The organism is Nonomuraea sp. NPDC049709 (assembly GCF_040674815.1).
GTDB lineage: Bacteria > Actinomycetota > Actinomycetes > Streptosporangiales > Streptosporangiaceae > Nonomuraea.
Genome location: NZ_JBFANM010000088.1, coordinates 1 through 23,046 on the forward strand (window position 1 = coordinate 1; position 23,046 = coordinate 23,046).

Annotated in this window: 24 protein-coding genes and 1 pseudogene; 10 read left to right on the forward strand and 15 right to left on the reverse strand. The window is 71.7% G+C overall.

Translation table 11 applies throughout. From position 1 onward, the window contains the following. Window positions 1-237 (forward strand): sensor histidine kinase (locus AB0J69_RS51490; protein ID WP_364134055.1); only part of this gene is annotated, 237 nt, incomplete at its 5' end. A 20-nt stretch (window positions 238-257) separates the two neighbouring features. On the opposite strand, the gene AB0J69_RS51495 is transcribed toward AB0J69_RS51490, so the two are convergent. Continuing rightward, a complete protein-coding gene (locus tag AB0J69_RS51495; RefSeq protein WP_364134058.1) occupies window positions 258-902 on the reverse strand; it encodes a hypothetical protein in 645 nt (214 codons plus the stop codon). A 116-nt stretch (window positions 903-1,018) separates the two neighbouring features. Continuing rightward, complete coding sequence (locus tag AB0J69_RS51500) at window positions 1,019-2,002, reverse strand: site-specific integrase (RefSeq protein ID WP_364134061.1); 984 nt, start codon at window positions 2,000-2,002, stop codon at window positions 1,019-1,021. Window positions 2,003-2,323: 321 nt separating this feature from the next. Between AB0J69_RS51500 and AB0J69_RS51505 the strand changes: the two genes are divergently transcribed. Further along, window positions 2,324-3,085, forward strand: coding sequence for a class I SAM-dependent methyltransferase (locus AB0J69_RS51505; RefSeq protein WP_364134064.1), 762 nt, complete (start codon window positions 2,324-2,326; stop codon window positions 3,083-3,085). Window positions 3,086-3,097: 12 nt separating this feature from the next. Here the strand turns inward: AB0J69_RS51505 and AB0J69_RS51510 are convergent, their stop codons facing one another. The 5 genes from AB0J69_RS51510 to AB0J69_RS51530 form a co-directional block, all read right to left on the reverse strand. Beyond that, window positions 3,098-3,688 (reverse strand): helix-turn-helix domain-containing protein, encoded by a 591-nt coding sequence (locus AB0J69_RS51510; RefSeq protein WP_364134067.1) that lies wholly within the window; start codon window positions 3,686-3,688, stop codon window positions 3,098-3,100. 192 nt (window positions 3,689-3,880) lie between these two features. After that, window positions 3,881-5,341 (reverse strand): class II fumarate hydratase, encoded by a 1,461-nt coding sequence (locus tag AB0J69_RS51515; protein ID WP_364134070.1) that lies wholly within the window; start codon window positions 5,339-5,341, stop codon window positions 3,881-3,883. Next, window positions 5,338-7,080 carry an NAD-dependent malic enzyme gene (locus AB0J69_RS51520; RefSeq protein ID WP_364134072.1) on the reverse strand — a complete coding sequence of 581 codons (1,743 nt, stop codon included), beginning with the start codon at window positions 7,078-7,080 and terminating at the stop codon, window positions 5,338-5,340. The genes AB0J69_RS51515 and AB0J69_RS51520 overlap by 4 nt, the downstream gene beginning before the upstream one ends. A 167-nt stretch (window positions 7,081-7,247) precedes the next feature. After that, complete coding sequence (locus AB0J69_RS51525; protein ID WP_364134075.1) at window positions 7,248-8,117, reverse strand: LLM class flavin-dependent oxidoreductase; 870 nt, start codon at window positions 8,115-8,117, stop codon at window positions 7,248-7,250. A 49-nt stretch (window positions 8,118-8,166) separates the two neighbouring features. Continuing rightward, window positions 8,167-8,826, reverse strand: a complete 660-nt coding sequence (locus tag AB0J69_RS51530; RefSeq protein ID WP_364134078.1) for a DsbA family oxidoreductase — start codon at window positions 8,824-8,826, stop codon at window positions 8,167-8,169. Window positions 8,827-9,119: 293 nt separating this feature from the next. On the opposite strand from AB0J69_RS51530, the gene AB0J69_RS51535 reads away from it, so the two are divergent. Beyond that, window positions 9,120-9,512, forward strand: a complete 393-nt coding sequence (locus AB0J69_RS51535) for a lasso peptide biosynthesis B2 protein (protein ID WP_364134080.1) — start codon at window positions 9,120-9,122, stop codon at window positions 9,510-9,512. Here the strand turns inward: AB0J69_RS51535 and AB0J69_RS51540 are convergent. Next, window positions 9,490-10,995 (reverse strand): carboxylesterase family protein, encoded by a 1,506-nt coding sequence (locus AB0J69_RS51540; protein ID WP_364134083.1) that lies wholly within the window; start codon window positions 10,993-10,995, stop codon window positions 9,490-9,492. The genes AB0J69_RS51535 and AB0J69_RS51540 overlap by 23 nt on opposite strands. 272 nt (window positions 10,996-11,267) lie before the next feature. On the opposite strand from AB0J69_RS51540, the gene AB0J69_RS51545 reads away from it, so the two are divergent. Continuing rightward, on the forward strand, window positions 11,268-11,456 hold the full coding sequence (locus AB0J69_RS51545; protein ID WP_364134086.1) for a hypothetical protein: 189 nt from the start codon (window positions 11,268-11,270) through the stop codon (window positions 11,454-11,456). Between the two features lie 90 nt (window positions 11,457-11,546). Next, complete coding sequence (locus AB0J69_RS51550) at window positions 11,547-11,888, forward strand: hypothetical protein (RefSeq protein WP_364134089.1); 342 nt, start codon at window positions 11,547-11,549, stop codon at window positions 11,886-11,888. 350 nt (window positions 11,889-12,238) lie between these two features. On the opposite strand, the gene AB0J69_RS51555 is transcribed toward AB0J69_RS51550, so the two are convergent. Then, on the reverse strand, window positions 12,239-13,006 hold the full coding sequence (locus AB0J69_RS51555) for an SDR family NAD(P)-dependent oxidoreductase (RefSeq protein ID WP_364134092.1): 768 nt from the start codon (window positions 13,004-13,006) through the stop codon (window positions 12,239-12,241). A 305-nt stretch (window positions 13,007-13,311) separates the two neighbouring features. On the opposite strand from AB0J69_RS51555, the gene AB0J69_RS51560 reads away from it, so the two are divergent. Next, window positions 13,312-14,238, forward strand: coding sequence for a hypothetical protein (locus AB0J69_RS51560; RefSeq protein WP_364134095.1), 927 nt, complete (start codon window positions 13,312-13,314; stop codon window positions 14,236-14,238). Window positions 14,239-14,357: 119 nt separating this feature from the next. Here AB0J69_RS51560 and AB0J69_RS51565 read toward each other — a convergent pair whose 3' ends face one another. The 4 genes from AB0J69_RS51565 to AB0J69_RS51580 form a co-directional block, all read right to left on the reverse strand. Next, window positions 14,358-14,972, reverse strand: a complete 615-nt coding sequence (locus AB0J69_RS51565) for a dihydrofolate reductase family protein (RefSeq protein ID WP_364134098.1) — start codon at window positions 14,970-14,972, stop codon at window positions 14,358-14,360. Window positions 14,973-15,269: 297 nt separating this feature from the next. Next, window positions 15,270-15,725: a hypothetical protein gene (locus tag AB0J69_RS51570; protein ID WP_364134101.1), complete on the reverse strand. Its 456-nt coding sequence runs from the start codon at window positions 15,723-15,725 to the stop codon at window positions 15,270-15,272. 151 nt (window positions 15,726-15,876) lie between these two features. Continuing rightward, window positions 15,877-18,276 (reverse strand): DUF4132 domain-containing protein, encoded by a 2,400-nt coding sequence (locus tag AB0J69_RS51575; RefSeq protein WP_364134104.1) that lies wholly within the window; start codon window positions 18,274-18,276, stop codon window positions 15,877-15,879. Window positions 18,277-18,327: 51 nt separating this feature from the next. Beyond that, complete coding sequence (locus tag AB0J69_RS51580) at window positions 18,328-18,582, reverse strand: hypothetical protein (RefSeq protein WP_364134206.1); 255 nt, start codon at window positions 18,580-18,582, stop codon at window positions 18,328-18,330. Window positions 18,583-18,596: 14 nt separating this feature from the next. On the opposite strand from AB0J69_RS51580, the pseudogene AB0J69_RS51585 reads away from it, so the two are divergent. After that, a pseudogene (locus AB0J69_RS51585) lies at window positions 18,597-18,701 on the forward strand (TetR family transcriptional regulator); the annotation flags it as partial. Window positions 18,702-18,791: 90 nt separating this feature from the next. Next, entirely contained in the window at window positions 18,792-19,124 is a 333-nt protein-coding gene (locus AB0J69_RS51590) for a TetR-like C-terminal domain-containing protein (RefSeq protein ID WP_364134203.1), read from the forward strand. Window positions 19,125-19,241: 117 nt separating this feature from the next. Here AB0J69_RS51590 and AB0J69_RS51595 read toward each other — a convergent pair whose 3' ends face one another. Continuing rightward, the gene (locus AB0J69_RS51595; protein ID WP_364134107.1) at window positions 19,242-20,417 is read right to left on the reverse strand and encodes a hypothetical protein; all 1,176 of its coding nucleotides are present in this window, start codon (window positions 20,415-20,417) and stop codon (window positions 19,242-19,244) included. Window positions 20,418-20,684: 267 nt separating this feature from the next. On the opposite strand from AB0J69_RS51595, the gene AB0J69_RS51600 reads away from it, so the two are divergent. Further along, the gene (locus AB0J69_RS51600; protein WP_364134110.1) at window positions 20,685-21,098 is read left to right on the forward strand and encodes a VOC family protein; all 414 of its coding nucleotides are present in this window, start codon (window positions 20,685-20,687) and stop codon (window positions 21,096-21,098) included. 23 nt (window positions 21,099-21,121) lie between these two features. Here AB0J69_RS51600 and AB0J69_RS51605 read toward each other — a convergent pair whose 3' ends face one another. Further along, entirely contained in the window at window positions 21,122-22,072 is a 951-nt protein-coding gene (locus AB0J69_RS51605) for an AraC family transcriptional regulator (protein WP_364134113.1), read from the reverse strand. 81 nt (window positions 22,073-22,153) lie between these two features. Here AB0J69_RS51605 and AB0J69_RS51610 point away from each other — a divergent pair, with 81 nt between their 5' ends. Continuing rightward, the gene (locus tag AB0J69_RS51610; RefSeq protein WP_364134116.1) at window positions 22,154-22,999 is read left to right on the forward strand and encodes an NAD(P)H-binding protein; all 846 of its coding nucleotides are present in this window, start codon (window positions 22,154-22,156) and stop codon (window positions 22,997-22,999) included. Window positions 23,000-23,046: the final 47 nt, after the last annotated feature.

Here is a 23,046-nt window from a genome sequence, read left to right on the forward strand (position 1 = left end):
GACGACACCGCCATCTTGGCGGTCTTCGACGACGGCGCCGGCATCGCCCCCGAACACCGCGAGATCATCTTCGAACGCTTCGCCCGGCTCCCGGAGTCACGCCAGCGCGACCCGAAAGGCACCGGCCTGGGCCTGGCCATCTGCCGCGAGATCGCCCACGCCCACCACGGCTCACTGACCATCGAAGACCCCGGCCAGGGAACCTGCCTGGTGCTGCGCATGCCTCTGATGGACTGACCGCCGGCCCGACATCTGGCTCATGGCGCGTGGGAGGCGAGTCGTGGACCTCGGCGATCCGAGGCCGACGAGTCCAGTTCGTCTGCTCGCCGGAGGTCCTTGGGGCGGCCTATGGCGCGGCGCATCCGGATCAGGTCATCTCGGGAGACGTAGCGAACTTCCAGGCCGCCCGGGTCGACTGCGGTGATCGCGCGGTCGAGGCACTCCCGGACTTGCAGGTTGCCCCAGGCAAGCGCCGGGGTGCAGCAGTCGCCGGCGGCTCCGGGCGAGGTGAACTCCACTTTGAGGCGGAGAAGGGAATCCGGGTGCGTCGCTACGGGGTTGCCCTCTTCGTCGATCAGCCGGGCGTTGACGGAGGCGAAGGCGGCCGCCAGGGCGGGGGCGTGAGCGGGGGCGCCGTCCCAGAGCAGGTCCAGATCGCCGGTCAGTTCGGTGGATCCATGCATGATGCCGGCCACCTGCCCGATCACGACGGCTCGGACGCCGTTGCGATGGAGGGCTTCGAGCAGCGGGAACGGGTCGAACCCGAGGGCACCGTCCGTGCCGATCGTGCCGACGTCGTCGTCGGCGTCCTGGTGGCCCAGGCCGGTGCCCGCCCGGTTCAGGGCCAGTTCACGGGTGCGCCGGGCGGCGGCGCGGAGTCGTGCCAGCGGTTCATCGATCATCTGGTTCATGGAACACCCGGCCGCACCCATGGCGCACCCGAATTTCTGGAGATCACCGAAGGGTGCGAAGACCGCTTCGTGGCGGATGCGGTCCTCGGGAACGGGGCCAGGTCCGGTCAGGCTCGGCGGTGGGGGTCGCGGCGTTCTTGCCACCGGGTGAGGGCGTCGGATGAGACGCGGGTGTAGCGGGCGAGGCCTGCGACGGAGGCGTGGCCCGAGTAGGCCAGGAGGGTGCCGGTGTGGGCGCCGTTCTCGGCGGCGTGGGTGAGCGCGGAGTTGCGCAGGTCGTGCAGCGTCCATCCGGGTGCGGCGGCGAGCTCCGCCGGAGCTGTGATGTCGGGGCGGGCCAGCGGTTTGGTCAGCTCGTTGAAGATCTCCTCAGCGCGTCGATAGGACAGCCGGGCCCGGCCGCTGACCGGGTCGAGGTCGCCGGCGGCGAGGGGGACGCGGGCGCGCCGCTCGGTGAGGAACACCGGCCCTTTGCTGCGGCCGGCGAGCAGCTTGGACAGGAGCCGGGCGGTGCGGGTCTGCCAGACGATGACGTCGACCGCGCTGCCCCTGCGGGTGACCCTGGCGCGTCGGTCGCGCCGGTCCAGGTCCTCGATGTCCAGGCCGAGCACTTCGACGGCGCGGGCGGCGGTCTCGTACAGCATCGTCCACAGCGTCCGCTCGCGGAGCGGCGCGTCCAGTTCGAGCAACGCCTCGATGTCGGCGACCGACAGCGCGCGGGTACGGCCGGGGGCGCGGCCGCGCCGGCGCAGCCGCCGGGTCGGATCGGCGGTCAGCCAGCCCTGGTCCATCCAGAAGGTCACCGCGGAGCGGAGCGCGTCCAGGTGCCGGTTGAAGGTCGCGGCTGCCCGGCCACTCCACTGGTGGGCGAACCACGTGGTGAGACGTTCGACGTTCTCCTCGTCGTCGAGCCCGGTGAGGGGGAAGTGCGTGCCGGGCGGGGCGAACGCGGCGGTCAGGGCGCGCAGGGTGGAGCGGTAGGCACGCTGGGTGTTGCGCTGCTCGGGACCGGACAGGGTGGCCAGGTAAGCACTTGCCGCGGCGGGCAGCGGAGGCGATCCGCCGCGATCCGGGCGATGACTCTCACCCACGTCCCTCCCCTCAGGCCGCCATCGCGGACGAGCATGCCGAGCCGGCCTGCGTCAGGCGAGGCGTTCGTACTGCTTGATGAGGTCAGTATCGCAGATAATAATTGCTATACGCGACAAGAGGAGCGATGATCTCACCACCGCCCGCGATCACCGTCAGCTCGCCGAGAGCATCGAGTCGGTCAGGGCGTTGACGGTGTCCAGGTTCGGCGTGGCCCGCCGGGCGCGGATGAGCCGCGGTGTCGTGCCGAGGTGGGAGCGGCCGATACACGGACTGAACGACGACCCAGCGATCTCGAAGCAGTCTCGATCAGGAGGCGCGACATGGCCAGGATCACCTACGACGACCAGACCGCGGCGGCGTACAAGGCGGTTCGCGAGATCCCCCGAGACGGGCTCGGGGAATGGCGTGAAGCGATACGACGTCACCTCGACCCGTCGCCCGGGATGACCCTGGCCGACATCGGCGCGGGGACCGGGATGTTCGCCGCCGCCCTCAGCGACTGGTTCGACCTCAACATCCTCGCCGTCGAACCGTCGGCGGCGATGCGGGCCCAGATCCCGCGCCGCCCGGGCATCCAGGTGCTGGAGGGCGACGCCGGCGCCCTCCCGCTCCCGGACGGCTCGGCGGACGGCGCCTGGCTGTCCCTCATGATCCACCACATCCCCGATTTGGAAGCCGCCGCGCGAGAGATCCGCCGCGTTCTGCGCCCGGGCGCTCCCGTTCTGATCCGGCAGGGTTTTCCGGGCAGGGCCGACACGACCAGCACCTTTCCCTGGGGGTTCTTTCCCCAGACCACCCGGACCACCGACACCTTCCCCACCGTCGAGCGGACGTGCCAGGCGTTCGCCACCGCGGGGTTCCGCCGCGACGCGCTCGAACCGGTCCCCGAGACGCTGACCAGCCTTGCCGACTTCCTGGCCCGGGTGGACGTCTTCCGCCGCTCCGACACCATCATGCGCGGCCTCACCGAGGAGGAGTTCCTGCAGGGCAAGGAACGGCTGCGCCGCGCCGTGCAGGAGGCCGAGCAGACATCCAGCCCGGGGACCAGGACCAACTGGCTCGACCTCCTGGTGCTGCGCTGAGGTCCCTGCCCCCTACCGGCCCGTCGCGCCGGTCCGGTAGCGCAGGCCGTCGACCAGCAGGGTGATCATGCGCTGGGTGTAGGCGTCGTCGTCGGGGTCGACGATGTTGGCCATGGTGCGCAGCAGGTCGTACGGGGTGATGTCGGCTCGGATGTCCCCGGACGCGGCGGCGGCGTCCAGCAGTCGCTCGATGGCCGGGAGGAAACGCTGCATGAAGTAGGCGGGCAGGTTTTCATAGGCGGGGTCGCCGGAGTGCAGGGCGGCTTTGAGGCCGCGTTTGGTGGCGATGAACCGGGTCAGGCGCTGGAGCCAGCGGGTGAGGGCCTCGACGGGTTCGTACTGTGCCGACAGGGCGGCGGCAGCGTCGATGCAGGCGTCGGCCTCCCGGCGGAAGACGGCGACGATGAGGTCCGAGCGCTGCGGGAAGTGCCGGTAGAGCGTGCCCGCCCCCAGCCCGGCCTTTTCGGTGATCCGCCGTACGGGTGCGTCCACGCCCTCCGCGGCGAACACTTCGGCGGCAGCGGTCAGCAGGGCGTCCAGGTTGCGCTGGACGTCGCGTCGTGCGGGGCGGGGAGCCGGTTCCCCGGCCGGAGGCTTCGTCATGCGGCGTGGCCCCTTTTGCGAATCGGAGTGGCGTTCCGCATTGTAGGCGACTGAACGGGGCTCCGTCGGCCCAGGCGGTACGCGCTCGCCGGCAGGGTCTGACAGAACCCCCCAAGCTGGACCCCCGGCCCCGCCGGCTCCGGCCGGGTCGCCGACGACACCGCCGCCTTCCCGCCTGGCAGGGGGACAGCCTCAGGGTCGCGTGCTGCCGTCCGCGGTGGGCACCCCGGGCCTGGTGAGGCTTTCGGGGTTGACGATCCTCTCGTAGAGGTCGGCCGAGACCCCGCAGTCGATCGCGGCGTCCCTGAGCGGAAGGTCGTTGTCCAGCGCGTGATGGGCGATGCGTGCGGCCTGGTCATAGCCCACCACCGGGCTGAGCGCGGTCACCATCATGATCGAACGGTCGATGTTGTGGCGCAGCCGTTCGTTGTTGAGCTCGACCCCTTCGACCAGGTACGTGCGGAAGTGATCCATCATGTCGGCCAAGATGCGCGCCGAGTGCAGGACGTTCTTGATGATGACCGGGCGGAAGGCGTTCAGCTCGAAATTGCCCTCGGCCCCCGCCATCGACACCGCGGTGTCGTTGCCGGCCACCTGGATGGCCACCATCAGCATGGCCTCGGCCTGGGTCGGGTTGACCTTGCCCGGCATGATCGACGAACCCGGCTCGTTGGCCGGCAGGATCAGCTCGTGCAAGCCGGTACGCGGCCCGGAGCCGAGCCAGCGCAGGTCGTTGGCGAACTTGAACAGCGGCACCGCCAGGGCACGCAACGCCGACGAGGCCCGTACCAGCTCGTCGCAGGAGGCCTGGGCGGCGAACGTGTTGGACGCGCTGACGAAGGGCCGCCCGGTGAGCCCGGCGAGCTCCTCGGCCACCTCCTCCCCGAACCTCGGCGGCGCGTTCAGCCCGGTGCCGACCGCGGTGCCACCGATGGCCAGCCGGTACAACCCGCTACGGGTGCGTTCGAGATGGTCGATGGCGTCGCCGAGCTGGGCGACGTACCCCGACCACTCCTGGCCGACGGTCAGCGGCGTGGCGTCCTCGAGATGCGTACGCCCGATCTTGACCTCGTGCTGCCACTGCCGGCTCTTGGCCTGAGCGCTGTCGCGCAACCGGGCGGCGGCAGGCAGCACGTGGTCGTCGATGGCTGCCACGGCGGCGAGGTGCATGGCGGTGATGAAGGTGTCGTTGGACGACTGGCCCATGTTCACGTGGTCGTTCGGATGCACGGGATCCTTGCTGCCCAGCCGTCCGCCGACGAGCTGGATCGCCCGGTTGGAGATCACCTCGTTGACGTTCATGTTCGACTGGGTCCCCGAGCCCGTCTGCCACACGTACAGCGGGAACTCGCTGTCCAACTCACCATCGACGACCTCGTCGGCAACCCGGACAATCAGGTCGGCCTGCCACCGGGGCAACCGGCCGGCGCGGGCGTTGACGATCGCGGCGGCCTTCTTGATGTAGCCGTAGGCGCGGTAGACGTCCTTGGGCATGCGATCGTCGCCGATGCTGAAGTGGATCAGCGACCGCTGGGTCTGCGCACCCCAGTAATGATCCGCGGGAACGTTCACCTGGCCGAGCGAGTCGCTCTCGGTCCGGGTGCCGCCGGCCCGCAGCCCGATCGGCACATCGCGGACCTGCGGCGCGCTCACTGCCCGTTCCCGTGGACGGGGCGGTACGTGGGCTGCCACATGGCGTCCTGAACCTGCTGGACGGTGTCACGCAGATCGACGCGGGCCAGGTGCTCCTCGGCCGCCCGGTTCGCGACGGCCACGGCCACGGTGGCGGAGACCGCGCGCAGGTTGTCCACCTGAGGCAGCAGCGACGCGCCCGGGGCGGACACGTCGACCATGTTCCCGACGGCCTCGGCGGCGGCCTGGAACATGCCGGGGCTGACCCGGCGGGCCCGCGCGACCACCACGCCCAGCCCCAGCCCCGGGTAGAGCAGGGCGTTGTTGGCCTGGCCGATGACGTACGTGACGCCGTTGTACGTGATCGGCTCGATCGGGACGCCGGTGGCGATCAGAGCCCGGCCGTCACTCCAGCGGATCAGGTCGGCCGGCATGGCCTCGATGCGCTCGGTCGGGTTCGAGATCGGGAAGATGATCGGGCGGTCCACACCCGCCGCCATCGTCCGCACGATCTGCTCGGTGAACGCGCCGTGGGCGGTGGAGGTGCCCAGCAGCATGGTCGGCTTCACGCGCGCGACGACCTCGGCCAGCGAGATGCCGTGCTCGTCGCGGGACCAGTCGGCGACCTCGTCCCGGGGGCGGGCGTACGGCAGCTGGTAGTCGCGCAGGTCGGTCATGTCGTCGGTGAGCAGGCCCTGCTTGTCGATCGGCCAGATCCGCCGGGTGGCGGTCTCGCGGTCCAGGCCGTCGCGCATCATCGCATCGCGCAGCTGGTCGGCGATGCCGGTGCCCGCGGTGCCCGCCCCGAAGATGACGATCCGCTGCTCCCGCATCGGGGTCCGAGACACCCGGACGGCGCTGAGCATGGCGGCCAGCACGATCGCGCCGGTGCCCTGCATGTCGTCGTTGAAGGTGCAGATCTTGCCGGTGTACTTCTCCAGGATCCGGCGGGCGTTGGACGGGCCGAAGTCCTCCCAGTGCAGCAGGGCACCGGGGAACATCCGGGTGGCCGTGGTGACGTAGGCGTCGATGAAGTCGTCGTAGCGCTGCCCGCGTACCCGGGCGTGCCGGTTGCCGACGTAGGCCGGGTCGTTCAGCAGGGCCTCGTTGTTGGTGCCCACGTCCAGGGCGACCGGGATGACGCGGCCGGGGTCGATGCCCGCGGCGGCCGTGTAGACGGCCAGCTTGCCCGTCGCGATGCCGGTGCCGCCGCCCACCCCCCAGTCGCCGATGCCGAGAATCTCCTCGGCGTCGGAGGCCACGATCAGGTCGACGTCGTCCGGGCCCAGCCCGAGGTTCCTGAACGCCCGCTCGATCCCGCCCGGGTCGTCGATGGACAGGTACACGCCACGGGGGCGCTGGTACTCGTGGCTGTAGGCCTTGATCGCCTCGGAGACGGTCGGGTCGTACACGATGGGCAGCATCTCGCGCAGGTGATCGCTCAGCAGCCGGTAGTAGAGCACCTCGTTGCGGTCCCGCAGCCCCTCCAGGTAGACGTTCTTGAGCAGGTCACTCGGTTGTGCCCGGTACTGCGCGTACATCCGCCGCGCCTGCTCCTCCAGCGTCTCCACCGCCAGCGGCAGCAGGCCCTCCAGCCCCAGCTCGGCCCGCTCCTGCGGCGAGAACGCCGTGCCCTTGTTCAGCAGCGGCTCCTGCAGCACCGCCTGGCCCCGCAGGGACGTCACGTAGCTGCCGTCCGGCTGCTCGGCGAACATGAAGCTCACCAGATCCGGCTTCTTCTTCCCCATCGACATCGTCATCCCCTCGACTGCATCGCCCTGGCACTCGGCGCCGGGCCACGGCGAATCAGGCTGCCCCGGCCAGGGGGACGGACACTGAGCCGCGCCTCACGACTGCACAAATCCGGATAAAGGAAGTGCTGCTCCAGCGCGCGATGATCGGCTGGGTGCGATCGCCGACCCGGCTCTTACTCCAGACCGATCACGTCGGCGAGGAGGTCCACCTGCGCGGGATCGGGATCGTTGCCCATGAAGATCAGCTCATCGCAGCCGATCCGATCGAAGTCGGCGATCGCGGCGGAGATCTGCTCCGGTGCGGTGTGGGCGATGGAGATGCCGTACTGCGCGTACTCCTCGCCGGCGAAGGCGTAGTAGGAGCCGATGGCATCGGAGATCGCGGCCTCGGCATCAGGCCCGAGTGCGTACATCACCGATGCCACCAGCCGCGGCGACCCTGCCCGGCCGGCCTCGGCCCACGCCTGCCGGATCTGGGGAGCGAAGTCCTGCACGTCCTGGACGGTCGCGTCCCCGGCGATCCATCCCGTCCCATGGGAGGCGATGCGGCGCAGGGTCGCCTTGGAGTTGCCGCCGAACAGCAGCGGCGGACCTCCGGGCGTGGCGGGCCGCGGGCCGACAGGGTCACCGGAATCGCCGGGTGCCGAGGCCGCCGCGAGCCGATCCAGGAGCTGGTCGAACTGCTTTCCTCTGGTGCGGTAGTCGACGTGGCTGAGGACGAAGTCGTCTTCTCGGGCGCCCGGTGCCAGCCCCACCTGCAGGCGGCCGGGCCCGGCGAGCTGATCCAGGGTGGTGACGGTCTTGGCGAACAGCGCATGGTTGGTACGCAAGGGCGCGAGCAGCACGCTGGTCAGGAGCCGGATGCGCGAGGTGGCACCCGCTGCGGCCGCGAGAGTGGTCAGCGGCTCCGGCGTCGACCAGGCCAGGCGGTCGCTGACGCTCAAGGTGGAGAAGCCTCGCGCTTCCGCGCAGCGGGCCCACTCCACCAGGGTCCTGCCGTCTTTCCAGGGGCCATGACCGGGCAATCCGATACCGATGTCCATCGCGGGTGTGATCCCTTTCGGAGAAGTCGGGTTACGAAGGGGTGACGTGTCAGCCGGCCGGGTCAGAGGTGGCCGGAACGCCCGGAGCGCCGGTCGGGTCGCGCTCCAGCAGCCGGCGCAGATCGGCGACGGGCTGGACCCCGGAGACCGGTGGCCGGCCGTCGACCACCAGGCTGGGGACGCCGGTGACGCCGAGTTCGGCCGCGCGGAGCCGGTCCGCCCGTACCTGGTCGGCGTAGTCGTCACCGGCCAGGACGGCGTGCACCTCATCGGCGTCCAGGCCCGCCGCGCCGCCCAGGCGCCGCAGGACCTGCGGGTCGGCCACGTTGAGCCCTTCGGTGTGGTACGCGTGCAGCAGCAGCTCCATCACCTGGTCGGCCCGGCCGTGGTCGGCGGCCAGTTTGCACAGCCGGTGCGCGTCGAAGGTGTTCACCGGCCGGGCCAGATGCAGGTTCAGCTCCAGGCCGTCCGCGGCGCCCAGCGACCGGATCAGGGTGATTCGGGCAGGTGCCTGCTCGCCCCACCATCCGGCCATGGCCTCGGCGGCGGTCGGACCGGGGACCCGGCCTTCCTCAGGGGCGAGCTCGTAACTGCGCCAGGCGATCTCCACGCTGTCGCGGTCGGCGAGGCTCGCCAACGCGGCCGTCAGGCGTCTCTTGCCGATGTAGCACCACGGGCACAGCACATCGGCGTATATCTCCAGCTTCATACAGGTCCTTTGTCAGTGATCGTCGCTGTCGGGGGTTGCGGCGATCAGGAGTCGAGGCGCTGCGGCCCGGGACCGACCTCGCGGGCGGTGTAGGTAGGCAGCCCGGTCAACCCGCCTCGCTCGCCCAGTGCACGATGTTGTCCACGCGGGTACCGTCGGTGCTCACGTGAAACCGGGCTGAGCGGCAACCGGGATAGACGCGCACGCGCATGCTCCTCGAGGTCAATGGCAGGACAGGCCCCCGATCGCCCATCCTGCAATCTCAACTGCGGTTGAGGTCAACCACGGGCAGGGTGAGGCATCGCCGACGCCTGCGCCGGCTGTGGCGGCGGCTCCGCGTACGGCGACCGCCCGAGCCGCTCTGGTCGGGCGTGACCGCCGTCCCGCCCGGCCACCACCTGATCGTCGAGCCCGACGGGACGACCGCGCGGCACCGCCGCTGGTGGACCTCCCCCGAGCCGGTGCGCCCGCTCGCCGGCGCCGCCGAGGACGTCCGCCGGGGCCCTGGCCGACCGCCCCCGCTGTGCCGTATGCGCGGGTGGCGGCCGACATGGTGCTCGGGGGTGCGGGTGCGCCCGCCGTTCGCCGCGCACGCCTGGGTGGAGGCCGGTGGCGTGCCGGTGGGGTACCTCGCTCCGCTGATCACGGTCGCACCGTGGCCGGCTACGGATGCGCCCGCAAGGTGAGGGGGTCGAAGGCGTGCCCGGCCCACAACTCACGGGAGGTCTCTTCCGGGTACGCCGTCGCGCCCGGCTCGGTGTCGATGATCCAGGTATGCCGGTTCTGCGGCTCGTACGCCGGCCAGCCGGGATCCCCGGTCGTGGCGAAGGCGATCCAGGCCGCGCGGACCTGGGCCGACAGCTCGGCCGCGGCCGGTGACGGCTCCTGTCCGAGCAGCAGTCCCGCCGCGCCGGCGGTCAGGTTGCCGAACGTCAGCGGCAGGCCGAGCCCATGACAGGCGCCGAGGGCGTCGCCGCCCATGCCGGGGGCCGGCCAGGTCAGCTCGTACAGGTGGGTCCGGCCGCGCCCCTGGTGGGCCTCGGCCAGCTGGACGGACGGCATCCGGAACAACCAGTCGGAGTGCACCAGCTCGTACAGCCGCTCCTCGTCGGCCTCCGGGTAGGCGGCTCGGAAGGCCTCCGGGTCCGGCGCGAGCTCCAGCAGCGCGGTGGCGGCCCGCTCGGCGGTGATCTGGCCGGTGTCGCCCCTGATGGCCATGAACAGCCGGTATTCGTCGCGGGTGTGCCCTGCGATCAGCTCCACATCGCGCGCGGCCCCGTCCGCCAGTGACCGCCACGGCACCGCGGGCAGCACCTCGCCGTCCACGACCGGCGCGAACGGCGACTGGATGTACGCGGCCCGGCCCCACTGCGGGCGGCCGGCCATCTTGTCCGCCACCGCGTCCCCGGCGTCGTTCAGTCGCTCCGGCGACAGGCGGGCGAGTTCGTCGGCGAGCGGGGGCAGGCCCAGCTCACCGGCCACGGCGGCGGCGATGTCGGCGGCCAGCTCAGCGGAGAAGAACAGGCCCGGCACGCTCTGCGCGATCGCCCTGCCGAACAGACCGGCGGCCATGGGCATCGCCATCAGCGCCGCGATGCTCCCGGCTCCGGCGGACTCCCCGAAGACGGTGACCCGGTCCGGATCCCCGCCGAAGGCCGCGATGTTGTCGCGCACCCAGCGCAGGGCGGTCACCTGGTCCAGTAACCCGCGATTGGCCGGTGCCCCCTGGAAGTGTCCGAAGCCCTCGGCGGAGAGGCGGTAGTTGAAGGTGACCACGACGACGCCGTCCCGGGCGAGCATGCGGCCGTCGAAGACCGGGTCGCCGGACCATCCGTACATGTAACCGCCGCCATGGATCCACACCATCACCGGCAACCGGGCAGCACCCGGGTCGGGGGACCACACATTGGCGGTCAGCCAGTCGCCGTCCGTACCGTCGGCGCCGGACGTGCCGAGCAACCTGGACTGCGGCGGCGGCGGACCGAACGCGCCGGCCTCGCGCACCCCGTCCCACGGCTCGGCCGGCACCGGCGCGGCCAGCCGCAGGGCGCCCACCGGCGGGCGCGCGAACGGCACGCCGCGGAAGACGGCCACGCCGTCCTCGATCCGCCCGCGCAGCCTTCCCGTGCCCACCCGGACCTCCGGGGCCGCGGATCCGATGGCGCTCATGGCACGCTCCTCTTCCGGGGTTCCGGCCCCCGTAGCCAGACGCGGCCATCTTCACCCGAACCGCAGGCTCGCCGCACCTCGATATCGAGCGGGCCGGACCGGCCGAAGGTCTTCCCGGGTCAGCGCGCCGGGCCTGACCACCAGCACCCGATCGGCCGCCCACCAGCACGAACACTCCCGCTTCGGCTGCTCACCTCCATTTCCCCGATGCCCGTCCGCACCGTGGACACCTTTCTGTCCGAGCGCGCCGGATGGTGCCATGAGCCCGCGTCATGACCGCGACCGGGGCCGTCCCCGCCGCGGTGCTCTCCGCCCCGCCCAACCGCCACGAGCTCATGAGCCGGCGATTCGTCGTCGTGGGATTGTTCGTGTCGTTCGCCGGGGTCTTGTTGATGGGACTCGGCGCCTGGCTGGGGCGTGCGGATACGCGCTACGGCGCGGCGACGTCGAAGTTCCCATGACCGAGCGACCACGCGGACCTGCAGATACATGGGTTGCCGAGATCGCATGACGCATGGTGCCGGTCTCAACCATGCGATTACCTTTCGTACATGAGCCGATACACACAGTGCGCGAGGGGCAGGGTGGCGGTGGCCCTCACCACCCCGCTGGCCGCCGTCCTCCTCACCGCGCCGGCCGCGCAGGCGGCCTCGGGCACCTACACCTACGTCACCCCCGCCGGGCAGGCGTTCCAGGTCGCCGAACCGCCCAGCGACATCTGCCTGCAACTGACCGGCGGGGCGATCCGCTTCTCCAACGACACCACCGACACCGCGTTCCTGTACGCCACCGGTGACTGCTCCGGCGGCTGGGGCCTGGTCGGCGTCGGCGCCACCTGGGACGCCCCCACCGGCGTCCAGGCCTTCGCCGTCCGGCTCGGCTCGACACAGTAAGGCCCTCGCCTCCCCCTTCCCCATCACAGCGACACCCGGACACCCCCCGAGGCCCCGCGCTCTCAAGAGCGCGGGGCCGTCCGCGTCTCCGGGCGATCCCGCGTGCGCTTCAGGGCCGACTCGCCGAGCTCGAGAACCGGCTGCGGATCCACCCCTGCCGGGCCCTGCCACCGCAGGTAGACGGCCACCGCCACGTGCGCATAAGAGTCGCGATAGCCCGATGCGGCGGTCACCTGTGGGAGAAGACCTTCAGCGAGAAGGTCTCCACCCATTGATCGTCTTGCATGAGTCCGCGAACGCCCTGCCGACCGCCCAGCGGATGAGGGCCTCCCAGGACCGAGGACACTCCCCTACCAGGCCACGGGTCCCTCCGCGCTGAAGAACCCGGCGGTGGGCCCGTCGGCGCCGAGTGTGGCCAGGTGCACCAGGACCGTGGCGCCCTGTGCGGGGGTGAGGAACCCGTTGTGGTTGTTGATGTCCGTGGCGACGTAGCCGGGAGCGGCGGCGTTGACCCGGATGCCGTCCTTGCGCAGCTCGTTGGCGTACTGGACGGTCAGCGCGTTGAGCGCGGTCTTGGAGGGCGAGTAGGCGGCGGACGCCGGGAGTCGCGTCAGCGGGCCGTCCGGGTCGCTGTTGAGGGCCAGTGACGCGGCGCCGCTGCTGACGTTGACGATGCACGGCGCCGGCGAGCGCCGCAGCAGCGGAAGCATCGCGTTGGTCACCGCGATCACCCCGAAGACGTTGGTCTCGAACACCGCCCGGACCATGTCCAGATCGACGGAGCTGGGGATCTGATCGACGGCGTCCTGGGGCGCAACCTGCCCGGAGCCGGTGATGCCGGCGTTGTTGATCAGCGCGTCCAGGTGGCCGAAGCGCTCCCCCACCCACCTCGCGGCCTCCTCGATGGTGGCCTGGTCGGTGACGTCCAGGGTGACCGCGTGGGCGTCGGCCCCCGTCGCGCGCAGCGCCGCGGCGGCCTCCTCGCCGAGCTGCGCGTTCCTGGCTCCGATCAGGACCGTCATGCCCAGCGCGGCGAGTTGCTCGGCGGCCGCGCGACCGATCCCCTTGTTCGCGCCGGTGACCATGGCGACCTTCTGGTGTGGGGTGTGCTCGTTCATGTCCACGCTCTCTGTTAGAGGGTCTGTCTCTCCTGCGACGAGACAGCAGGTCACTTCTGTGACATGGGGCAGAGAGAGAGCCTGTTCGTGGGGTCTGCGGGACCGGTTCGCCCCCGGTGCGAAGGGCCGAATGGCCGGCGGGCGGCCAGGGCTCCTACGCGACGTTCGGCCTGTGAGCGTGGGCGTGGGTGGCGCGACGTGCGGGCTCAGCGGGCGGCGAGCGCCCCGTCACGCCCATTGACGTGATCGCACGCTAGATTCACTCCGTCCACACTTGATCTTCACTCACCCCCTGGATGTACGGCATGCACCCCCTCATCGTGGCCTTGGCCCTCGTCACCGCCACCCCCGCCACCGCTCACGCCGGAGCCGCCGAACCCGACCCCCTGGCGGGAGTGCGTTCGCTGCTCGCCCGGGGCGCCGGCGCGACCACCGAGTTCTACGGCAGCGCCTCCACGGACGTGACGCGGGAGGTGCAGCTGAGCCACGGCAGGCGCACCATCATCGCCAGCGGCATGGAAGTTCGGGGAACCGGCAAGGTCAAGCTGGGGCGGGCCGGCGTGATCGCCTCGGAGCACATCCGGCGGCTGAGCATAGGCAACAAGCACCTCATGGTGGACGAGGCGGAGAAGGACCCCTATTTCGCCGGTGTGCTCCCCACGGAGGGCACGCTGCGCACGATCAGCGTGGGCGGCTGGCTGTACCAGCTCGCGCCGCGGGCGAAGTCCTGGGTGCGCACCGGCCGGGCCGGTGGCGCCGCCGCCGCGTACGGCGACCAGTTCATCAACGTCCTGGAGCCGGCCACGCTGCGCACGCTGCTGTCCACCAAGACCCGCAAGAGCGTCATGCCCTGGACCAAGGACCGCACGACCGGACGCAAGCAGCGGATCTACTCCCTGACCGGGACGATCACGCTCAAGGAGCTCTATCGCGTCTCCCCCAGCTTCCGCGAGGCCGCGGGAAACGCGGCTCTCGGGACGTCGGAAGTGACGTGGACGTACATGTACGACGACCGCGGATGGCCGTACCGGATCTTCTGGGGCTTCGACGCGCACCCGCGGCCCGAGGTCCGGGGGCTCGGCGACGACCGGATCCCGCAGGCGCGGCTGGCCACGCAGTACCGGAACTGGGACAAGCCGATGACGATCAAGGCGCCCGAGGCGAGGGCTGGCCGGGGGCTGGCGATGGACGACCTCGCCGACGTCCTGAGCGCCCCAGAGCGCCGCGAGTGAGGAGCGCTTCGAAGACGAGGGCCGCTACGAGGTCGTGCACCGGCTCCGCGACGCCCGCGTTCGGGGGATTCCGGAGGCCCCCTGCGACATGATCGAGGTGAAGCTCCGCGACGACGTCGTCAGCAGACGTCGTAGGTCAGGTGCGTCGCGGTCGAGGTCGGGGTCGCGCTTCGCTGCACCAGCGTGCGCGGCGCTCCGCCAGTGAACAGTGGCGTCCCGGCGCCCAGCACGACGGGCGCGAGGTGCAGCGTCAGCTCATCGACCAGCCCGGCGGCGAGCGCCGAGCCGATCGTGGCACCGCCGCCCATGAGGACGACGTCGAGGTCCTCGCCGCGGTGCGCCGACGCCGCCGCGGCGCGCTCGCGGGCGGCGGTGACGGCGTCGGGCAGACCGGTGGTGACGAACGTCCAGTCGAGGTCGGTGAGCCGCACCGACTTCGGGGGCGAGCTCGTCACGACGACGAACGCGGGCTTGCCGACCTCGCCGGCGCCGTAGCCGGAGTCGTCGTTCCAGCCGTACGGCCCGTCGACCACGTCGAAGAGCCGGCGGCCGAGGACGACGGCGCCCGATCGGGCCGTCGCCTCGCGCAGGATCCGGCGGTCGTCGGGGTCGTCGGAGAACGCCCAGGTGTGCAGGGCCTCGCCGCCGGTGCCCAGACCGTTGTCCGGGCCGGGGTCGGGCCCGGTGACGAAGCCGTCGAGGGAGACCGAGATGTCAGCGATGATTCGAGTCATGCCAGGGCAGACCCGATCCGCCGCCCGAACTCATCGCTCACGCATGAAGCGTGTGCCGGACGCTTTCGCTGGGGCCGCTTGCGGGTGAGGCGGCCGATCATCCTGAGGGACGGTCGCGGGAACGAGCGTAGGAGTGCCGGACAGGACCTCGTGCTCCGCCGAGGCCCTGGAGGACAAGAGCCGGCAGCCGGCCGCGACGAACCGGGGCGAGCCGGCGAACCTCGCCAACCAGGCCGCCAAGATCAGGGCCGACCGGCCGGACGCTTGCACCGGCGGCAAGGGTGCGGCTCGGACGGCTCAGGCCAGGGCCGGGATCTCGATCCGGGTGTGGTCGGCGGGGGCCACCAGGCAGGAGAGGGCGACGTCCCCCTTCTCCAGGCGTTCACCCATGGACGAGGTGAGCCGGGCCGTGCGCTCGATCTCGTACGGGCTGCCGGCCTGAGGGGTCACGCGGAGCCGCAACAGCCAAATGTAGCGTCCGTTGTGCTTGTTGGTCTGCTCGGCCCCCAGGACCACCGCGTTGCACGGCATCGCCGTCGCGCGCTCCTCCGGTGTGAAGGTCTGCAGCGCGGCGGATTCCAGGCTGGCGAACGAGATGGAGCCCATGGTGAGCATCCCCGCGCCCAGGAACAGGAACGTCGCGCTGACATACGCCCCGACCCGGGTGTGCGGCTTCCGCCTCAACACGATGAACAGCACCACACCCACGATCGAGGCGATTGCGGCGAGTGTCCCGAAGACGACCGATGCCATCCTTCTTCCTCACGCTGATAGGCGGGCCCGGGTGGGCCGGCCGTGTCCGTTCCGATGCCGGTAGTTGATCAGGCGTCGCTTGCATGACAACTGCAGCCCACATGATCTCCCCGGCCTGCACCGGCCGAGCCGCCGGCCCGTGGGGGGCGGCCTACCAGCGGGCTCCCCGGATCTGGCGGAGGATGCTCTCGTCGGTGATCTTGGTGTCGTTGGCCAGCAGTAACGCCTTGCTGAGGATGAGTGAAAGCGGGCCGTCCTCCTCGAAGGGGAGGAACCGCCGGGAGTCGCGTGTGCGGGCCGGGACGATGCACAGGTAGACGCCGTCGGGCTCCATGAGGATGTTCGCGCTGCCCAGGTGGATCTTGTAGGTGCGCAGGTCGCCGCGGACCACGAGGAACCGGTCGGTGAGGGTGAGCCGGTCGGCGACGGCCGTGCGGGGCAGCAGCCGCGCCAGCGCGTCGCGGCGCACCTCGGCCGACGGGGGCAGCGGGCCGACCGAGGTCTGCCTCCAGTAGGCCTGGTGGTCGTCCTCGCCGCGGTCCTGCCATTGCGGGTCGGCGGCGATGGAGGTGACGGCCACGAAGAGGTCCACGTCCCGCATCGCCTCGCTGAACACCAGCGGCGGCACCTCGGCCAGTTCGGCCTGTACGAAGCCGCGCCCCTGCCGCCGGTCGAAGCGGACCTGGCCGGTGGCGGCCAGGGTCACCTCGTGGCCCTCCACGCCCGCGGCCTCGTACCTGAACCGGACCTGCCAGGCGCCCTCGGCCAGCCCCTTGTTCGCCTCCGCGGTGTAGCCGCCGTCGAAGGGCCCCAGCCAGGTCGTCCGCCAGCGGCGCTCCTTGAGCAGCGCGTACAGGCGGGGATGGTCGACGATGTGGGCGGCGAAGCGGTTGGAGTAGACGCGGGTGCTCTCCTCGGCGGGGGTGAGCGGGTAGATCTCGCGGAAGGCCTGCCTGAACGGCTGCCGCAGCTGCCGCTCGGTCACCGTCGTCCGCCAGGCGGCGATCTCCTCCGGGGTGGCGCGTGCGGGGTGCCACAGCCGGACCTCGGAGGCGGGCACTGAGGCGGGCACTGAGGCGGGCACTGAGGCGGGCACTGAGACTGGCACTGAGACTGGCACGGACGCGGGCACGGCCTCGTCCGGCAGGAAGCTGTGCCCGTCGGCCGCCCAGATCAGCCCGCGTGCCACGGCGCCGGTGATCGGGTGGTCGCGGTAGTGGCGGGCCCACTCCTCGTACGGCCACGTCCGGTCGGTGGTGAAGAGCTCCTCCAGGCGAGTGCGTTCGGCCGACAGCGTCTGGCGGATCTCCTTCAGCACGGCCTTGAGCGCTTCGAGCTCGGCGGTCTCCTTCAGCGCGGCGGGGACGGTGCGGACCGTGGCGCCGTCCGGCGATCGGAAGCTGAGCCGTGCGGTCTTGGCGTTCTCGACGGCCAGCACCGCGGTCCAGCCGTCGATGGTGCGCGTCAGCGTCCCGTCGGGCCCGAGCCCGTGGTCGGGGATGTTGCGCTCCAGCATCTGGCCGGGGGTGATGCCGAGGCGGGCGGCGGCGGCGTCGAGGGCGGTGTCGATCTGCTTGTGCAGCGCCCGATGCCTGATCCGCTGCCGTAGCTGCCACAGCGCCCGCACGGCGACGGGGCCGGGGTAGTCGCCCAGCGCGTTGATCGCCGCTCCGGCGAGCTTCAGGTCCTCCCGCAGGCCGCGGTGCGCTCCCGACGTGCGCAGGGCGAGCTCCGCCAGCTCCGGCACGGCGTCGTCCATCGGCAGCAGGGCGGCCGCCCAGACGAACCCCCTGGCCACGTCGGTGTTGGCGTCGGAGACGATCAGCTGGGCCGGGCCCCAGGGGCTGTCGACCTCGCTGACCTTTCCGAAGGCGTTCACCGCGGCGCGCACCAGGCCGCCCGCGCCGTCGGTCTGGAGCAGCTCCAGGCACCGCCCGCGCCAGGTCTTGGTGGGCCGCGGCCCGTTGAGCTCGGCGAGGTGGTCGACGAGCCGCACCAGATCCTCCGGCGGTGCGTCGCCGAGGTGGTCGCGTACCGCCATGGCCCACTCGTCGCAGGGCACGAGGACCGCGAGCGGCATCACCTCGGGTCCGGTGCGGAAGACGCGTGCGATCAGGCTGTACAGCCGTCGGCGTGCCCCCGCCTCGATGCCGCTCGTGGACACCGCTTCGACCAGCGGCCTCAGGGGCGCCCACACCATGGTCCGATCCTCGTCGTCGAGGCTCGCCGCCAGCTCCAGCGCCGGTGCCAGCCAATCCTCGTCGCGGTAGTGGATCTCCCGCTCCCGCATGACGGTGAACAGCGCCGCGACCTCCACCGCGGTCCATCCGTCCGAGCCGGACAGTGCCAGGTGCAGCTCGCTCGCGAGGTCGTCCAGCGTGGCCTGGGCGAGAAACACCGCGGCGGCTCGCCGGGCGTACCCCCGCTCCCGGGACAGCCGGTCTCTCAGGCGGAGGCGGTCGTCGCCGGCCTGTGTGATCCAGCCTGCTGCGGCGAGTGCGGCCTCGACCGCCGACTCCACCTCGGGGTGGTGCGCGAGTGGTTGACGCATGGCCGGGAGCATGCCAGGCCGCACCGACAGATCTCGCCGTGCGGGTAGAGATCAGGCGGCTCGGAGCGAGCTCCAGGGGAAGGCGACTCCTGTCAGCTTTTCGGAGACCTCCCACAGGCGGCGTGCCACCTCCGCGTCCTGCGCCCTGGCCGAGCGACCGACCAGCTTCGGCGCGCCGCGTCCCTCCAGGAAACCGCTCGGGCCCGCGTAGCTGTCACCCGGAACCTGCGCCACGGCCGCGTACAGCGTGGGCAGGGCGCCGTCGTCGTCGCTCTGCGCGAGAAGGGCGGCCGCCGCCTTCTGCACGAGGTGGGCGCGGCCTGCGGGAACGCGGAGCGGACCAGCTGTCGCTGCGTGATCTGGCCAGGGAGGTCGGCGTCAGCCACGCGGCGCCGCGCCGGCATTTCCCCGACCGGCAGGCGCTGCTCGACGCGCTCGCCGAGGACGGGTTCGGTCAGCTGGACGCAGCGCTGCGCGGCGCATTGGCGGGCGCGGGCGAAGACTTCCCCTCACGCGTGCGGGCCACCATGACGGCCTACACCCGCTTCGCCACCGAGAACGCCGCGCTCCTCGAGCTGATGTACACCAGCAAGCACCGGCCGGGCGCGACGCGGATCGTCAGGGCGGCCGAAGCGCCGTTCAAGCTGATGAGCGAGCTGATCGTGCAGGGTCAGGAGCAGGGCGCGCTCCAGGCGGGCGACCCCGAGCGGATCGGGATCGTCCTGTTCGCGACGCTCCAGGGCATCGCCTCGCTCATCAACGGCAACATCGTCAAGGCGGAGCTGCTCGACGGGCTGGTGGAGACCGCGGTCGAACAGTTCCTGCACGGTGCCGGCCCGCTCTCGTAGGACATGCCCAGCCGGTCCACGACGCTCATGCCGGCATCCGGAATGGGGTCACGCACCGCTCTCCGTTCGACTCGGAAAGGCGGTCAGCTCTGACGGCTTTCGAGCGGGCGGCCGGGGTCACCAGGCTGCGCGGGGTGCGGTGCCCTCGCCTGGCCGCTCGGCGACGGTGATCGGCACCGAGGTGGCCGTGCCGCCGGCGAGGTCGATCCGGTAGGCGTGCCACTTGTGCACGTACAGGAGGTGCTCGCCGGTCCCGTCGACGCTGAAGCGCAGGCTCAGCGAGGCGCCCGGGGGCAGCTGCGGGCGGGCGAGGACCTGCGCCGGCCCGCCCGACACGGCGATGCGTTCGACGGTGTGCCCGGTCGCGTAGATCAGCGCGCCGCCGTCGGGGGTGTGGGCGGTCGACTCGATCGGCATGCCGCCCGCACCGTTCTTGATGATCCGGGACGCCGCGCCCTCCAGGCCGGTGTCCGGGCGGGCGAGGTCGAGCAGGCCGATGACCCGGCCACCCAGCACGTACGCGAGCGAGCGGCCGTCCGGGGCCCACGACAGACCAGTCACCATCGAGTACGTCGACGTCCAGTCCCGGCGCCGGCCGGTGGCGGCATCGAGCACGGAGAGCTTGGCGCCGCCCCCGATGAGCGGCGTGGCGTAGGCCAGCCGGGTGCCGTCGGCGCTCAGGGAGAGGTCGTAGACCGACGTCAGCTCGTCGGGGTCGGTCTGCGTGATGACCACCGGCTGCTCGGGCCGTCCGTCCTGCCCGAGGCGCACCAGGAAGAAGCGGATGTACGGGTCCTTCGGTTCGGTCCAGCCGGCGATGGCGAACGTGCGGTTGTCCCGGGCGGCGGCGACCAGGTGCCAGGAGCTGGCGATGCCGGGCGGCAGCGGGATGTTCGCGACGAACGCCCCGGTCTCCGCGTCGTGCACGGCGGGCGGCACCGGGGTGAAGACAGCGGTCTTGGTCCTGCCGGGGAAGTGGGTGAGCGGAGCGCGCGCCGAGACGAAGAACCGCGGCCGGCCCGTCGCCGCCAGGGGCGCTCCGGTCGCCAGGGGGTCGGCCAGGGAGGTCGCCGGCGGGAACGGGTGTCGTACGGGACCCGAGGTCGTCTGCGCGGGCTGCGGCAGGCGCACCGCGGCCGACGGCGACGGCGGTGACGGGGACGCCGGTGGCTGGGTCGCGCCGACGAGCGACACGCGATCGGCGGCCGGATCGGCGCAGCCGCCGACCAGGACGGCCACCAGGACGGCGGCGAGGGCCGATCCGGTCAGAGCGGCGGACGCGGATGAGGGCATGCAGCGATCATCGTATGGAAGGGCCTTCTCGACCAGCCCCGGATCCGATCGGCCGGGAACGGATCCGCCGCTGGAGATCACGGCCGGCCCAGCGCCCTGGTGACGCTCCTCGGCGGGGCTGCCGGGGGTGGGACGGCTGGTGGTCCAACCGGCTCGCCGTCGTGCCTGACGCCCGGGCTGCGGGCCACCGTACGAAGGTGGGCACTGCCGGTCCTACCGTCGGCCCGTCCCTGGTTACCGGCTCGGCCGTCGGCCAGTCTCGTCCGCATGGCTATGACTTTCTCCCACGACCACGTCGGCATCAGCGTGACGCCGGAGCAGCTCGACGCCACCATCCAGTGGTACGCGAGCAAGCTCGGTTTCGCCCTTCAGCAGCGGTTCGACTCCCACGGCACGACGTTCGCCTTCATCGTCAGCGGAGGCGTGAAGATCGAGTTGCTCGCGGGCGCGTCGCGCCGTCACGAGGCGCCGGCCGATGACGTGCTGGCGAGCATGGACCCGGAGCGGCTGCACCACTTCTGCCTCGCCGTCGACGACCTCGACGCGACCGTGTCCCAGCTGCGTGACAGCGACGTGCCGCTGATCGGCGGGCCCATGGACGTGGCGGCGATCGGTCAGCGCATCGCGTTCATCACCGACAACCTCGGCAACATCATCGAGCTCACCGCTCGGCAGAACTGATCGCCGGCCGTGGTCAGCGTCTTCTATGCCCCCGGTCCGGCCCGCCACGCCGGCTCCGGGCGCCGGTGGTCACTGGGCCGGGTGCCGCGCAGCCGCTTGAACGCCACGCTCAGCGCGAAGGCGTTGGCGTAGCCCACCTTCCGGGCGATCGTGCCCACCGTGAGGTCGGTCTCCCGCAGCAGGTCCGCGGCCAGGGCGATCCGCCAGCCCGCCAGGTAGGACATCGGCGGTTCGCCGACCAGCGCGGTGAACCGCCGGGCGAGCGCCGCCCGCGACACTCCCGCCCTGGCCGCCAGGTCCGCCACCGTCCACGGGTGGGCGGGGGTGTCGTGCAGCAGACGCAGCGCGGCGCCCACGACCGGGTCGTCCAGCGCCCGACACCAGGCCGGGGCATCGGCGCCGGGGTCGTCGAACCAACTGCGCAGCGCGGAGACCAGCATCAGGTCCAGCAGCCGGTCCAGCACCAGCTGTTGTCCCGGCCGGTCCGCGGCGACCTCCCCGGCCACCAGCTCCACCGACGGGTAGGGGCCGCCCTCGGCCGGCACCACCAGCACGGCGGGCAGGGCCCGCAGGAGACGTTCGCTGAGCTCTCCCTTGCGCTCGAAAGCCCCGCTGACCAGCACGGCCGCCCCGTCGGCGGGGGTTCCGCAGGTCCGGGCGGGCCGGGACGCCTGCTCGACGCCCACGGACCCCGGGCAGTAGTCGGCGCTGGTCACCTCCAGCGAGGGTGTGGTCGCGGGGTCGTCGGCCACCGTGTAGGGCGTGTCGCCGCGGACGACGGCGATGTCGCCGACGCCGATGGGCACCGGCTCGTGCCGGTCGGGAACGATCCAGGCCCGGCCGCGCAGCATCGTGGCCAAGGTCAGCGAGGCGCCGCTCGCCATCCGCAGCGCCCAGGGCGGCCGCATGATCGTCTGCCGGAAGACGGCCCCGCGCGCCCGTACGTCTGCCAGCAGCTGCGACACGGCGTCCATGCCCTCGAGTGTAGACGCCTAGACATCAGCCAGAGCCTTCCAGCCATGGATCGTCTCGTCCCGGGCCGGTTGACTGGGCCCATGTCTGAACATCCGATTCTTGTCACCGGGGCGACCGGCAAGTCCGGCCGCCGTGTCGTCAGCCGACTGCGGGCCATGGGGCTGCCGGTTCGCGCGGCGGCCCGCAACGGCGAGCACGCCTTCGACTGGACCGACAGCGGCACCTGGGACGCCGCTCTGGAGGGCGTGCGGTCCGTCTACATCGTGCAGCTGGACGGCACGAAGCTGGTTCGCCCGTTCGTGGAGCGGGCGGTGCGGCAGGGGGTGCGGCGGGTGGTGCTGGCCTCGGGGCGCGGGATCGACGATCCGGACTACGCCAGGGACAGCGGCGGCATCCTGGCGGGCATCGTCGACAGCGAGGCCGCCGTACGGGAGAGCGGTCTGGAGTGGACGATCAGCCGGCCGGGCTGGTTCGCGCAGAACTTCAGCGAGGGCTTCTTCGCCGATGCCGTCCGCGCCGGTGAGCTGCGGCTGCCCGCCGGCGACGGGGCCGCCAGCTTCGTCGACGCAGAGGACATCGCCGCGGTGGTGGTCGCCGCGCTGACCGAGGACCGGCACGCGGGCCGGATCTACGAGTTGTCCGGCCCCCGGGCGGTGACGCTGGCCGAGGCGGTCGCCACGATCTCCGAGGTCACCGGCCGCGACATCCGCTACGTGCCGCTCTCCGTCGAGGACTACGTCACGGAGCTCGTTCAGCAGGGAGTGCCGCCCGCGGACGCCGCGGCCTTCGCGGACGTCATCGAGCCGCTCAGGGAGGGTACGGACGAGTACGTCTCCGACGGCGTGCAGCGTGCCCTCGGCCGCCCGCCGCGGACCTTCTCCGAGTTCGCCAGATCCACCGCTGCCGCAGGCGGCTGGCCGGCCTGACCGTCTCCCCCCGGAACCGGCGGGTCGGCGGGCGACCGCGCGCTCAT